Genomic DNA, 14,220 nt, shown 5'->3' with positions numbered 1-14,220 from the left:
CGGGCCGCCGATCGGCGTAGGGCGGGCCCCTCCTGCGGAGTACGGGCCCGGAGGGGCGGGCGCCGGGCGCCCGGAGTGGGTACGGTCTGCTGGTGCCCACACCCCGTCACACGTTCGCGCGCCTGTGCGCCGCGCTCACCGCGGCCCTGCCGGTACTGCTCGCCGCCCCGGCGGGCGCGACTCCGCAGCAGCCGCCGCCGTCGGCCGCGGTCGGCGGCGAGCGGCTCGGGCTCCCCGGGGTGCAGGTCGCCCCGCAGCCGGGCGCCCCGCCACTGCCCGCCGAGCTCACCGGCCAGTCCTGGATAGTCTCCGACGCGGCGTCAGGCGACGTGCTGGCGGCCAGCAATCCGCACCTCCGGCTGCCCCCGGCGAGCACCCTGAAGATCCTCTTCGCCGACACCGTGCTGCCCAAGTTCGACCGCGACGCGGTGCACCGGGTCGCCGACGAGGAGATCCAGGGGATCGGCCCCGGCAGCAGCCTGGTCGGCATCAAGGAGAACCTGGACTACCGGGTCGAGGACCTGTGGCGCGGGGTCTTCCTGAGCTCTGGCAACGACGCGGTGCACGTCCTGGCGCACATGAACGGCGGCGTCCAGCAGACCGTCGCCGAGATGCAGGCGCGCGCCGACGCGCTCCAGGCCCGGGACACCAGGGTGGTCTCCCCGGACGGCTACGACATGGACGGCCAGCTCTCCTCGGCCTACGACCTGTCGCTGTTCGCCCGGGCCGGCCTGCGCAACGCGGACTTCCGGGCGTACTGCGCCACCCGGGACGCGCTGTTCCCCGGCGGCGTCGACAAGAACACCGGACAGCGCGGCAGCTTCGGGATCGCCAACACCGACCGGCTGCTGGGCAAGTACCCGGGCCTGATCGGCGTGAAGAACGGGACCACCACCAACGCCGGCTCGACCTTCGTCGGCGCCGCCGAGCGGGACGGCCGCACCCTGCTGGTGACGGTGATGCACCCGGCGAGCTACCAGAAGGTGTACGACGAGACGGCCGCCCTGCTGGACTGGGGCTTCGCCGCGGCCGGCAAGGTCCAGCCGGTCGGCCGGCTGGTCGACGAGCTGCCGCCGGGCGGCGCCGAGCCCACCGGCCAGGCCGGTGGCGCCGACACGCCCGCGCCGCCGCCGCACCCCTCGGCCACCGCCGCCGCGGCACCCGCCGCGGCGGCCGGGGGCGGCGGGCTCGGTCTCGCCGGCTGGTCGGCCGTGGTGCTGGCCGGGGCCGCGGTCGGCGGCGGCGCGGTGGTGCTGCGCCGGCGGCGCTCCGCCGGCTGATCCGACGCCCGGCGGGAGGGCCCGGCCTCAGTCCCGGGGCCGGACCCTCCCCCTGCCCTTCTCCTCCTCGGTGAGCCCGGTGACCCCGGCCGCGGTCTCCCCGGCCGCGGCCTCCGCCGCGGCCTCCGCCTTGTCGGCCGCCTCCAGCAGCGCCCGCCCGTACGCCCTGGCCCGCCCCCGGGCGGCCACCGGGTCGGCCGTCGCCGTCCAGGCCACGCAGTACATCAGCAGCCGGGAGACGAAGTTGATCCACAGCAGCAGCGCCACCGGCGTGGCGAACGCCCCGTACAGGTTCCGCCCGGCGACCGAGCCCAGGTAGGAGGCGAGCAGGAGCTTCAGCAGCTCGAAGCCGACCGAACCGATCAGCGCGCCCTGCACCAGGTCCCGGCGGCGCTGGCCGGTGATCCCGGGGAAGGGCGCCAGCAGGTAGGCGAAGAGCAGCATGTCGCAGGCCGTGGCGATCAGCACGCCGACCGCGGTCAGCAGGTAGCCGCTGTTGAGACCGATCGCGTCGGCGATCCGGCCGGCCAGGGTGGTCCCGGCGGCGGAGGCGGCCAGCGAGAACAGCGACACCAGGCCGAGGCCGGCCAGCACCGCCACGTCCCAGGCCTTGCGCAGCACCGGGTTGCCCTCCTCCTGGGGCAGCTGCCACAGGTCCCGGATCGAGGTGCGCATGGTGTCCACCCAGCCGAGGCCGGAGACCAGCAGCAGCGCCCCGCTGACCAGCCCGACGGTGCCCGCGTTGGACACCAGGGCGGGCAGGTTGATGGCGTCCGAGATCCCCGGCAGCTGGTCGGAGATGTGCTCCTGGAGCTCGTGCACCCGGCCGTCGCTCAGCGTCGCGGCGGCGATCGCCAGGCCCACCGTGAGCAGCGGGAACAGGGCGAGGAAGCCGAAGAAGGTGACGGCGCCGGCCAGCCGGTTGCCCCGGGCGGCGGCGAAGTGCTCGTACACCCGGTACGGGCGGCTGCGCAGCACCCGGGCCACGAGCGGGCCGACGACCGGCAGGCGGGTCAGGAAGTCCACCCGACCGGTTATACCGAACCTTCGCCCGAATGGGCGTCAGGTTGACGTCAGCGCTTGACGAGTCGGCGGGCCTTGGCGAGGGCCCGGACGGCCTGGTAGGCGCCGTAGCGGCCGCGGCCGAGCAGCTCGGTGCGCACGCCGTCCACGCCGGCCGGGGGGCGGTAGCCGGCCGGGCGCAGCCGGGCGCAGTGCGCGGCGGCCCGGCGGAAGTACTCGCGGCGGTCGCCGGGCGGGACCCGGCCGGGCTTGGAGACCACGGTGTTGAGGTGGTGCAGCATCCGGCCGTAGACGACCGGGCGCCAGCGGTCCAGGTCGGGGCGGCGGTCGAGGAAGGCGAAGACCAGGTCGTACTGGGCGAAGACGTCGAAGTGCTTGCGGCTCGCGGTGGCCAGGATGTTGCCGCCCTCCTGGCGCTGGCGGTAGTGCACGCCGACCCGGTCGAGCAGGGTGATCCGGGCCGCGGCGAGCAGCGCCGGGTACGTCCAGGGGGTGTCCTCGTAGTAGCCGGCCGGGAAGACCAGCCGCTGCTCGGTGACGAAGCCCCGGCGGTAGGCCTTGTTCCAGACGACCTGGAGCAGGTCGAGCAGGTCGGGGCGGGCGGTGAGGTCGAAGACGTCGGGCGAGGCGGCGCCGAAGACGTGCGCGGAGGCGGCCCTGGTGATCCGGCCGTCGGCGTAGGTGCGGGCGTAGTCGTAGACCAGGACGTCCGGGTCCCCGGTGGCGGCGAGCCGCTCGTCGACGCTCTTCAGCAGGCCGGGGGTGAGCGTGTCGTCGCTGTCCAGGAAGACCACGTAGTCCCCGGTGGCGACCTCCAGGCCGGCGTTGCGGGCCCGGCCGAGGCCGACGTTCTCCGGCAGGTGCAGCACCCGGACCCGGGCGTCGGCGGCGGCGGCCTCGTCCAGCATCGCGCCGCAGCGGTCCGGGGAACGGTCGTCCACCGCGATCAGTTCGAAGTCCGGGCCGTCCTGGCCGAGCACCGAGTCGAGGCACTCGACGAGGTAGTCCTGGACCTGGTACACGGGGACGATCACGCTGAAGCGGGGCACCGGCCCAGCGTAGTGGCCCCGGGGAGCGGTGGGGCCCGGAGGTAGGATCGGGTCGCACGTACGCACCGATCCAAAGTGCGGTCAGGCCCCTCAGGGGCCGCCACGCTCCTCCCGAGAAAGGCCTGCGTAGCCGATGGCTCCCCGCCTCTCCATCGTCGTTCCGATCTACAACGTCGAGCGCTACCTCGTCGAATGCCTGGACTCGATCGCCGCCCAGACCTTCACGGACTTCGAGTGCGTCATGGTCGACGACGGATCGAAGGACGGCAGCGCGGCGCTCGCCGAGGCGTACGCGGCCAAGGACTCCCGCTTCCGGCTGGTACGCCAGGTCAACAAGGGCCTCGGCGCGGCCCGCAACACCGGTATCCGGCACATCGACCCGGACGCCGAGTTCCTGTGCTTCGTGGACAGCGACGACTCGATGCCGCCGAGCGCGTACGAGCTGATGATCAACACGCTGGACGAGACCGGCTCGGACTTCTGCACCGGCAACGTGCTGCGCTTCCGCGCCGTGGGCTACTACCAGTCCGGCGGCCACTCGAAGCCGTTCAGGGAGACCAAGCTCAAGACCCACATCACCGAGGTCCCGGCGCTGGTCACCGACCGCACCGCGTGGAACAAGGTGTACCGCCGCACGTTCTTCGACGCGGCCGACCTGCTCTACCCCGAGGGCATCCTGTACGAGGACGCCCCGGTCAGCGTGCCGCACCACTACCTCGCCAAGAGCGTGGACGTGCTCTCCGAGCCGATCTACCACTGGCGCGAGCGCGAGGTCGGCGAGATGTCGATCACGCAGATGCGCACCAACCCCAAGGGTCTGATCGACCGGGTCACCTCGGTCGAGCTGGTCCGCGGCTGGCTCCGGAAGCAGACCGAGCCGCGCTTCGCCGAGTACCTGCGCTCCTACGACGAGAACACCCTCGTCGAGGAGATCCCGATGTTCTTCTGGTCCGTCGTGGACGGCGACAAGGAGTACCGGGACGCCTACGTCCAGAGCGTCAGCCGGCTGCTCCGGGCGATCGGCCCCGAGCAGGTCCGCAAGCTGCGCGCGCCGCTGCGGCTGAAGTACCACCTGACCCTGGCCGGCCGGGTGGACGAGCTGGTCGAGCAGATCAAGTACGAGGGCGAGAGCAGCGGCGGTGTCCAGGCCCGCGGCCTGCTGCGCCCGTACGCCGACTACCCGTTCCTGCGCGGCGGGCGCAAGAGCGTGCCGGCCGGCGTGCTCAAGCTGGACAACTCGCTGGTCATGCGCAGCCGGCTGTACGAGAGCGCCTGGGTCGGCGGGAAGCTCCAGCTGACCGGGCACGCCTACCCGGAGCAGCTGGGCGCGGCCAACAAGCGCGACATGGTCCGCACCCTGGTGCTGCGCGAGACCAAGGGCCGCCGGGTGCTCGCGGTGCCGATGAAGACCACGTACAGCCCCGAGGCCACCGCGAGCTGCAACCACGACCTGTACAGCTGCGACTGGTCCGGCTTCACCGTCGCCCTCGACCCGAAGAAGCTCAAGCACCGCGGCCAGTGGAAGGACGGCCACTGGCGCCTCCTGGTGGCCGGCGCGGGCAAGGGCGGGGTGTACAAGGGCCGGATCTCGGCCGGCTGGAGCGACACCGCGCAGTACATCCCGGCGCAGTGGGTCGAGCCGGACGTGCGGATCGTGCCGTGGGTCCGGGACAACTTCGTCTACCTGCGGGTGGAGACGGTCCAGGCCCGGGTGACCGGCCTGGCCGTGCAGGGCGACCGGGTGGAGGTCTCGGGCGCGGCCCGCTCCGGCCCGAGCTTCGCCGGGGCGCAGCTGCGGCTCACCCACGTCGAGTCGGACCGCGAGGTGACCGTCCCGCTGGAGCTGGGCGCGCCGGTCGGTTCGCTCCAGCCCTTCACCGCCTCCTTCACGGCCGCCCAGCTGACCGCCGTCCGGGAGGCCTGGGCCGAGCTGGACCCGGTCGCCCCCGACCGCAGCCGGGACCGCTGGGACACCGCGCTGCTGCTGACCGACGGCAGCACCGTCCGGCTGGCCTGGGACGACCGCAACCCGCCCGAGCGGCTGCACCTGGCGCTGAACCCGCAGGCCCCGGCCGGCGAGCGCCGGGCGCTCTACTCCAAGCCCTCCCCCGGCGGGCACCTCCAGTTCTCCGACCAGGTGCTCCAGCCGCTGGTGGAGGAGGTCGCCGCGCGCGGCGCCGACGGCTTCCTGCTGAGCGGCTCGTTCCCGCTGCCCGGCGCGCACCGCTGGGAGCTGGTGGTCCGTCACAACTGGCGCGAGGAGGAGCACGTCTACCCGGTGGAGATCTCGGACGGCCGGTTCCGCACCGCGCTGCCCACCGTCCCGACCGCCTCCTTCGCCGGCCGGGTGCCGCTCGCCAAGGGCACCTGGAACGTCGCCTTCCGCCCGGTCGGCGTGCCGGCGGAGGACCTGCCGGACGGCCACGCGCTGATCGCCCCCGAGTGCTTCGGGACGCTGCCGGTCGAGGTGGAGTCCCGCGGCAAGCGGATCGGGCTGGAGCGCCGCCACCACGACGGCCTGTCGCTGGAGTCGTACGCGGTGCTGCTGCCCGAGGAGCGGTCCGGCTTCCGCCAGCGGCTGATCCGCACCGTGGACTACCCGGCCGCCCGCCGGCTGCCGGTGCGCGACACGGTGCTGTACAACGCCGGCAACAGCAGCATGTACGCCGACTCGCCGCGGGCGGTCCACGAGGAGCTGGTCCGCCGCGGCCTGCCGCTGGAGCACCTGTGGGGCAACGACGACCTCCAGGCCGAGCTGCCGCAGAGCGCGGCCTCGATCCGGCTGTGGAGCCCGGAGTGGATCGAGGCGCTGGCCACCTCCAAGTACATCGTGACCAGCACCCACCTGCCCGACTTCTTCGTCCGCCGCCCCGGCCAGGTGGTCGTCCAGACCTGGCAGGGCACCCCGCTGAAGCAGATCGGCTTCGACTTCGAGAAGGTCTGGTTCACCGACGCCCACTACCTCAAGGGCCTGGCCCGCGAGGTTCCGAACTGGAGCCTGCTGGTGGCCGGCAACCGCTGGTCGGCCCCGGTGCTGCGGCGCGCCTTCGACTTCAAGGGCGAGATCCTGGAGAGCGGTTCGCCCCGGAACGACCTGCTGTTCGCGTCCGACCGGGAGAAGACCGCCGAGCAGGTCAGGGAACGGCTCGGCCTGCCCGAGGGCAAGAAGGTCGTGCTCTACGCGCCGACCTGGCGCGAGGACCGGCGCCGGCCGGACGGCGGCTACCAGATGGACCTGCGGATCGACCTCGCGGCCGCCAAGGCCGCGCTCGGCGACGACCAGGTGCTGCTGGTGCGCCGGCACAACCTGATGTGCGGCCAGATCCCGGGCGCCGGCAACGGCTACATCTGGGACGTCGGCAGCTACCCCGACATGGCGGAGCTGCTGCTGATCGCCGACGTACTGGTGACCGACTACTCGGCCAGCGTGTTCGATTTCGCGTCGACCGGAAAGCCGATGCTGTTCTTCACCCACGACCTGGAGCACTACCGGGACAACCTGCGCGGTTTCAGCCTGAACTTCGAGGCGGAGGCGCCCGGCCCGCTGCTGGCCACCTCCGAGGAACTCGTCTCCGCGCTCGGCCGGGTGGACGAGGTCGCCGCCGAGCACGCGGACAAGGCCGCCGCGTTCCGCGAGGCGTACTGCGACCTGGACGACGGCCAGGCCTCCGCCCGGGTGGTCGACGCGATGCTCCGCATCGAGGGGTAGTCACCGGCCCGCAACAGGAGCGCCCGGCGCGGTTCGCGCCGGGCGCTTCGGCATTTCCTGGGAATTTCCTGGGAGGATCACCGCCCTTTACGCCCGCATTGCACTCGAACTCACGTTTCGCCAGCGAATTTCCGAGGAAATTCGCCGAACCGTACAGTTGACCCCGGGTGGCGTCCCGGTATGGGATGTCAATTCGGTCCCGGCCCGATCGAAACCGGCCCGGCGACCCCTTCCCGGTGCACCGTCATGCACCGGGACCCCGTCCCCGAAGGGCCCGTCCAGCGATGCCTGTGCTCACACGGTTCGTCCTGCCACACGCCGCTCCCCGTGTGACCACCGGCCGCCCGGACGACGACCAGGACGTCGTCTTCGGGCTGCTGCGCGCCCGCTGGCACGGCCGCGGCCTGGAACTCACCGGCTTCGCCCGCCCGAACGACCGTGACACCGGCCGCCCCGGCTCCGCCTGGACCTGGCTGACCCTGCGCCACCAGGACCCGTCCGAACCGCCGGTGCACCTGCGCTCCAGGCCCCGCCGGATGCCCGAGGTCACCGACGACAGCGCCCAGCCCGAGCACAACCACGACTGGTCCGGCTTCACCGCGCTGATAGAACCCGACCGGCTGCGCCGCGGGGGCGACTGGCTGCTCGGCGAATGGCAGATCGAGACCACGCTCTTCACCCGCCCGCGCCCCACCAGGGTGCGCCGCCAGTACGGCGCCCTCGCCCCGCACTGGTGCGGCTCCGGCGAGTACCCGCCGGCCCGCTGGGTGGACCGCGACGTCCGGCTCCAGCCCTTCTTCGCGGACGACCGGCTCCGGCTGCTGCTGGAGCGCCCGGCCGTCCGGATCACCCGGGTCACCCCCGCCGACGACGGCCTCGACCTCGCCGGCGTCGCCGACGACTGCCCCCCGGGCACCGTGCTGCGGCTGCGCCACCGGGAGAGCGACGCGGCGGCCGAGCAGCCGCTCGACCGCACCGGCAACGGCTTCACCGTCCGGCTGCCGTACCGGCCGTTCACCGCCGACGGACGCGGCGGCGGCGGACTGGAGCACTGGGACGCCGAACTGCTGCGCCCCGACGGCGGCACCGAGCAGCTCTGCCTCGACGAGCGCGGCGGCCCGGTGGCCGGCCAGCACCGGCTGCCCGGCACCCCGGACCGGGTGCTCTACCTCAAGCACCTCGCCGACGGCCGGCTCCAGGTCTGCGTCCAGCCCGCGGCCGGCCTGGTCGACCGGATCGCCGTACGGGACGACGGCTTCGAGCTGTCCGGCCACTGCCCGGATCCGGCCGCGGACCGGCTGGAGCTGGTGCTGCGTCACTCCGGCACCGCGAGCGAGGTCCGCACCCCGGTCGACACCGGCCCGGACGGCCGCTTCCGGGTCCGGGTGCCCGCCACCCGCACCGGCTCCGACGGCGCCGCGCTGCCGCTGCGCAAGGGCATCTGGGAGGCCGCGCTGGAGCCGGCCGGACGCCCCGGCGACGGCCGCCCGCTGCTCGCCGCCCCCGCCGCGCTGCCCACCGTCCCCGCCGCCGCCACCGCGGGCGGCAAGCGGATCCTGCTGCAGCGCCGCTGGCACGACACCCTGCTGGTGGACTCCACCCCGGTGCTCACCCCCACCGAGCGCAGCGCCTGGGCGCAGAGCCGCCAGCGCGCCGAGCGCTACCCGGCCGCCCGCCACGAGCCGCTGCGCGAGGCGGTGCTGTACGACGTGTTCGGCGGCCGCGGCTACGCCGACTCGCCGCGCGCGGTGCACGCCGAACTCTCGCGCCGGGAGCCGGAGTCCGAGCACCTGTGGGTGGTCGACGACGCCCAGGCCGAGGTCCCGCCCGGGGTCGTCCCGGTGCGGATCTGGAGCCCGGAGTGGTACCGCGCGCTGGCCACCTGCCGCTACCTGGTCGGCAACACCCACTTCCCCGACTTCCTGGAGCGCCGCCCCGGCCAGGTCGTCGTGCAGACCTGGCACGGCTCCCTGCTGAAGCGGATCGCCCACGACGTCGAGAACCCCTGGCTGTCCGACCACGGCTACCTGGAGGCGCTCGACCGGGAGACCCCGCAGTGGAGCCTGCTGCTCTCCCCCAGCCCGTTCGCCACCCCGATCCTGCGGCGCGCCTTCCACTACGGCGGCGAGGTGCTGGAGTCCGGCTACCCGCGCAACGACGTGCTCGCCCGCCCGGACGAGCGGACCGCCGCGGCCGTCCGCCGCCGGCTCGGCATCCCCGAGGGCAAGCGGATCGTGCTGTACGCGCCCACCTGGCGCGAGGACCAGCAGCGCGGCGACGGCGACGGGTTCCGGCTCGACCTCCGGCTGGACCTCGACCACGCCCGGCGCCTGCTCGGCTCCGACCACGTGCTGCTGGTCCGTCCGCACGCGCACGTGCGCGAGCCGCTGCCCGGCGCCGGCGACGGCTTCCTGTACGACTGCGGGGACTACCCCGACCCGCAGGAACTGCTGCTGGTCGCGGACGTGCTGGTGACCGACTACTCGTCGATCATGTTCGACTTCGCCATCACCGGCCGTCCGATGTACTTCTTCACCTACGACCTGGAGCACTACCGCGACACCCTGCGCGGCTTCTACTTCGACTTCGAGTCGAACGCCCCCGGGCCGCTGGTGCCGACCTCGGCCGAACTGCTCGGCGCGCTGCGCGGACTCGCCGACGGCGACGCCGCGCTGCCGCCCGGCTACGCCGAGCGCTACCGGCGCTTCCAGGCCGAGCACAGTGTGCTGGAGGACGGCGGCGCGGCCCGCCGGGTGGTCGACCGGATGCTCGAACTGGGGCGGGCCGCGGGCTAGTTCGGGCCCGGCTCGGACCCGGTTCGGGCCCGGCTCGGGCCTGCTCCGGCAGCTCAGCCGAAGGAGTGGCTCCGCCAGGGCCGCCAGACCTCGTCCGTGCCGAAGCGGGAGAGGCCGAAGCCCGACACCGTGAAGGCCGCCCGGAAACCGCGCGCCTGCTCGTACGCCTGGTCCAACACGTCGTCCGGCAGGCCGTGGGCGACCGTCACGTGCGGGTGGTACGGGAAGGCCAGCTCGCGGGCCAGCGGGCCGGAGCGGATGTCCGCCTCCAGCAGCCGGCACTCCTGCGCGCCCTCCTCGACCCGGACGTACACCACAGGGGAGACCGGGCGGAAGGTCCCGCTGCCGCGCAGCAGCATCCGGAACGGCCGGTGCGCGGCCGCCACCGCCGCCAGGTGCTCCTCGATCTTCGGCAGCTCCCCGGCGGGCACCTCGGTCGGCGGCAGCAAGGTGACGTGCGTGGGTATCGACCGGGCCAGCGGATCGCCGTGCCCGGCCCTGGCGTCCTGGATCGCCGTGCCGTACGGGTCCGGGACGCTCACGGACACGCCGATGGTGACGACCTCGGGGAGGTCGCCACCACCGGGCAGGTGCGTGAGGGGAGTCACCGCTTGGCGGCCGGGAGGAAGCCGATCCGGTCGTACACCGACTCCAGCGTCCTGGACGCCACCTCGCGGGCCTTCTCGGCGCCGTTCGCCAGCACCCGGTCCAGCTCGGCCGGGTCGTCCAGGAAGGTGCGGGTGCGCTCCTGGAAGGGGGTGACCCACTCGGTGAACAGCTCGGCCAGCTCGGTCTTCAGGGCGCCGTACATCTTGCCCTCGAAGTGCTCGACCAGCTGGTCGACCGACTGCCCGCTGAGCGCGGAGTGGATGCGCAGCAGGTTGGAGACGCCGGCCTTCTGCTCCTCGTCGTAGGAGACCACGGTGCCGGTGTCGGTGACGGCGCTCCTGAACTTCTTCGCGCTCGCCTTCGGCTCGTCCAGCAGGCTGACCAGACCCTTGGGCGAGGACGCGGACTTGCTCATCTTCACGCCGGGGTCCTGGAGGTCCATGATCTTCGCCGTCTCCTTGAGGATGTACGGCTTCGGGACCGTGAAGGTCGACCCGAAACGGGTGTTGAACCGGTCCGCGAGGTCCCGGGTGAGCTCCAGGTGCTGGCGCTGGTCCTCACCGACCGGGACGGCGTCCGCCTGGTAGAGCAGGACGTCCGCGACCATCAGGACCGGGTAGGTGAACAGGCCGACGGTGGTGCTGTCGGCGCCGTGCCGGGTCGACTTGTCCTTGAACTGGGTCATCCGGGAGGCCTCGCCGAAGCCGGTGATGCAGTTCATCACCCAGGCGAGCTGCGCGTGCTCGGGCACCTGCGACTGGACGAACAGGGTGCAGTGCTCCGGGTCGAGGCCGGCACCGAGCAGCTGGGCAGCGGAGACCCGGGTGTTCTCGCGCAGCTCCTTCGGGTCCTGGGCGACCGTGATGGCGTGCAGGTCGACCACCATGTAGAAGGCGTCGTTCTCCTTCTGGAGGTCGACCCACTGGCGCACCGCGCCCAGGTAGTTGCCGAGGTGGAACGAGCCGGAGGTGGGCTGGATGCCGGAGAGCACCCGGGGACGGTCCTTGACCGGACCAGTGACCGCTGCGTTGACCATGCGGGCCATTCTTCCAGTTCCACCGCTCGCTCAGGAAACCTCCGCCCCCGGAGGTCCGGCCAGTGTGACCGCACTCACCCCCACCCTGGCGATCCGCCGGCCCTCGACCTTGGCCACCGTCAGCAGCACCTCGCCGTCGCCCTCGACCGGGACGCGCACCTGGTCGCCGTCCCTGGGCAGCCGGCCGAGCGCGGCGACCAGGCAGCCGGCCACCGTCTCGTACGGCCCCTCGGGCAGGGTGACGCCGGTCTCCTCCGCGAAGTCGCCGAGGTTGAGCAGACCGTCCAGCTCCACGCCGCCGCCGGCCAGCCGGCGGGTGGGCGCGGCCTCCGGGCGGTCGTACTCGTCCCTGATCTCGCCGATCACCTCCTCGACCAGGTCCTCCAGGGTGACGATCCCGGCGGTGCCGCCGTACTCGTCCACCACGATCGCCAGGTGGTGGCCCTCCCGGCGCATCTCGCCCATCGCCTCCAGCACCCGCTTGGTGCCGGGCAGCAGCTTGACCGGGCGGGACAGGTCGCGGACCTTGGCGGCCTGCTCGCCGCGCGCGCCGTACAGGTCGCGGACGTGGACGAAGCCGACCACCGCGTCGGCGCTGCCCTCGACCACCGGGTAGCGCGAGTGCGGCGAGGTGTCGGCCTGGTGCCGGACGGCGGCCAGCGGGCGCTCGGCGTCCAGGAAGGTCACCTCGGTGCGCGGGACCATCACCTCGCGCAGCTGGCGCTCCCCCGCGGAGAACACGTCCGCGATCAACGCCCGTTCGTCGCTTCCGAGTTCGGTACTGGCCGCGACCAGGCCGCGCAGCTCCTCGGAGCTCATCGAGCCGCGGCCGGCGGCCGGGTCGCCGCCGAGCAGCCGGACCATCAGGTTGGTCGAGTGGCCGAGCAGCCAGATCGCCGGGCGCAGCACCACCGACATCACGTCCACGACCGGGGCGGCGATGACCGCGATGGACTCGGCGCGCTGAAGACCGATCCGCTTCGGGGTCAGCTCGCCCAGCACCAGCGAGGCGTAGCTGATCACCAGGGTGAGGCCGACCAGTGCCACCGCGTCGGACACGCCCTCGGACAGCCCGGCCCGGACGAACAGCGGGGCGACCTTGCCGGCCAGGGTGTCCGCGCCGAAGGCGGCGGACAGGAAGCCCATGCAGGTCACCCCGACCTGCACGGCGGCCAGGAAACGGTTGGGGTCGGCGGCCAGGTGCGCGGCCCGCGCCGAGCGCCGGGTGCCGCGCGCCTCCAGCGCCCGGATCTGGCCCTCGCGCAGCGAGATCAGCGAGATCTCGGCGACGTTGAACAGCCCGCCCAGCATGATGAAGACGAGGACGAGCGCGGCGTCCCCGAGGGTTTCGTTCACAGCGGGCCAGTGTAGGGCGGCCGGTGCGGGCGGGCGCCGGACACGACGGGCGGGCCGGAGCCTGACACGACGGCGGCCCGCCGCTTCCGGGAGGGAAGCGGCGGGCCGCCGGTACAGCCGTGCGGGGCGGGCTCAGATGAGGCCGAGCTCCTGGACCGCGTCGCGCTCGTCGGCCAGCTCCTTGACCGAGGCGTCGATGCGGGCGCGCGAGAAGTCGGAGATCTCCAGGCCCTGGACGATCTCGAACGCGCCGTTCTTGGTGGTGACCGGGAAGGAGGAGATCAGGCCGGCCGGAACGCCGTAGGAGCCGTCGGAGACGATGCCCATGGAGGTCCAGTCGCCCTCGGCGGTGCCGTTGACCCAGGTGTGCACGTGGTCGATGGCGGCGTTGGCGGCCGAGGCGGCCGAGGAGGCGCCACGGGCGTCGATGATGGCGGCACCGCGCTTGGCGACGGTCGGGATGAAGTCGCCCTCCAGCCAGGCCTGGTCGCTGCCGACGGCCTCGAAGGCCGGCTTGCCGGCGATCTCGGCCTGGAAGATGTCCGGGTACTGGGTCGCGGAGTGGTTGCCCCAGATGGTGACGCGCTTGATGTCCGAGACCGGGGCGCCGGTCTTGATGGACAGCTGGCCGACGGCGCGGTTGTGGTCCAGGCGGGTCATCGCGGTGAAGCGCTCGGCCGGGACGTCCGGGGCGTTGCGCTGGGCGATCAGGGCGTTGGTGTTGGCCGGGTTGCCGACGACCAGGACCTTGATGTCGTCCGCGGCGTGGGCGTTGATGGCCTTGCCCTGCGGGCCGAAGATGCCGCCGTTGGCCTTGAGGAGGTCACCGCGCTCCATGCCCGCGGTGCGCGGACGGGCGCCGACCAGCAGCGCGACGTTGGCGCCGTCGAAGGCCTCGTTCGGCTGGTCGGTGATCGTGATGTCGCGCAGCAGCGGGAAGGCGCAGTCGACGAGCTCCATGGCGGTGCCCTCGGCGGCCTTCAGGCCCTGCGGGATCTCCAGGAGGCGCAGGTTCACCGGCACGTCGGCGCCGAGCAGGTGGCCCGAGGCGATGCGGAAGAGCAGCGCGTAGCCGATCTGGCCGGCCGCTCCGGTGATGGTGACGTTGACGGGGGTGCGAGTCATTTCTACCTTCTCCAGCAAATCGCCAGGCGCCCCAGGCACACCGGCGCTGGAGCCGAGGACGGTCTCTCGACATCGAGAGACCGGCGTCAGGTTATCGCAAAGGGAAGCCTACGCCGCGGGTACCGGCCTGGCTGATGCGTCACAGAACGCGCCGCGGCCCCCGCCCGATCCCCCGGAATCCGGGGGATCGGGCGGGGGCCGCGAACGACCCGCGCGAACGACCCGCGCGAACGGCCCG

9 protein-coding genes are annotated in these 14,220 nt (G+C 73.1%); 3 read left to right on the top strand and 6 right to left on the bottom strand.

Annotated features, from left to right (window positions below; all coding sequences use genetic code 11):
- Positions 1 to 92 precede the first annotated feature (92 nt).
- On the top strand, positions 93 to 1,280 hold the full coding sequence (locus tag ACIQOW_RS33380) for a D-alanyl-D-alanine carboxypeptidase family protein (RefSeq protein WP_401091320.1): 1,188 nt from the start codon (positions 93 to 95) through the stop codon (positions 1,278 to 1,280).
- A 27-nt stretch (positions 1,281 to 1,307) separates the two neighbouring features.
- Here ACIQOW_RS33380 and ACIQOW_RS33375 read toward each other — a convergent pair whose 3' ends face one another.
- Entirely contained in the window at positions 1,308 to 2,306 is a 999-nt protein-coding gene (locus ACIQOW_RS33375) for a YihY/virulence factor BrkB family protein (RefSeq protein WP_401091318.1), read from the bottom strand.
- Between the two features lie 47 nt (positions 2,307 to 2,353).
- The gene (locus tag ACIQOW_RS33370) at positions 2,354 to 3,352 is read right to left on the bottom strand and encodes a glycosyltransferase family 2 protein (RefSeq protein ID WP_401091316.1); all 999 of its coding nucleotides are present in this window, start codon (positions 3,350 to 3,352) and stop codon (positions 2,354 to 2,356) included.
- Between the two features lie 133 nt (positions 3,353 to 3,485).
- Here ACIQOW_RS33370 and ACIQOW_RS33365 point away from each other — a divergent pair, with 133 nt between their 5' ends.
- Entirely contained in the window at positions 3,486 to 7,061 is a 3,576-nt protein-coding gene (locus tag ACIQOW_RS33365) for a CDP-glycerol glycerophosphotransferase family protein (RefSeq protein ID WP_401091314.1), read from the top strand.
- A gap of 329 nt (positions 7,062 to 7,390) precedes the next feature.
- Positions 7,391 to 9,856 (top strand): CDP-glycerol glycerophosphotransferase family protein, encoded by a 2,466-nt coding sequence (locus ACIQOW_RS33360; protein ID WP_401091313.1) that lies wholly within the window; start codon positions 7,391 to 7,393, stop codon positions 9,854 to 9,856.
- A 53-nt stretch (positions 9,857 to 9,909) separates the two neighbouring features.
- On the opposite strand, the gene ACIQOW_RS33355 is transcribed toward ACIQOW_RS33360, so the two are convergent.
- From ACIQOW_RS33355 to ACIQOW_RS33340, 4 genes are all read right to left on the bottom strand, one after another.
- On the bottom strand, positions 9,910 to 10,464 hold the full coding sequence (locus tag ACIQOW_RS33355) for a 2'-5' RNA ligase family protein (RefSeq protein WP_401091311.1): 555 nt from the start codon (positions 10,462 to 10,464) through the stop codon (positions 9,910 to 9,912).
- The gene (gene trpS / locus ACIQOW_RS33350; RefSeq protein ID WP_401091309.1) at positions 10,461 to 11,501 is read right to left on the bottom strand and encodes a tryptophan--tRNA ligase; all 1,041 of its coding nucleotides are present in this window, start codon (positions 11,499 to 11,501) and stop codon (positions 10,461 to 10,463) included. Before trpS ends, ACIQOW_RS33355 begins: the two co-directional genes overlap by 4 nt.
- A gap of 30 nt (positions 11,502 to 11,531) precedes the next feature.
- Entirely contained in the window at positions 11,532 to 12,857 is a 1,326-nt protein-coding gene (locus ACIQOW_RS33345) for a hemolysin family protein (protein ID WP_188299049.1), read from the bottom strand.
- Between the two features lie 132 nt (positions 12,858 to 12,989).
- Positions 12,990 to 13,982, bottom strand: coding sequence for a malate dehydrogenase (locus tag ACIQOW_RS33340; protein WP_188299050.1), 993 nt, complete (start codon positions 13,980 to 13,982; stop codon positions 12,990 to 12,992).
- Positions 13,983 to 14,220: the final 238 nt, after the last annotated feature.

It is taken from the genome of Kitasatospora sp. NPDC091335 (assembly GCF_044757205.1).
Taxonomy (GTDB): domain Bacteria; phylum Actinomycetota; class Actinomycetes; order Streptomycetales; family Streptomycetaceae; genus Kitasatospora.
The sequence above is the reverse complement of the archived record's forward strand: the minus strand, read 5'-3'. Positions and strand labels throughout refer to the sequence as shown.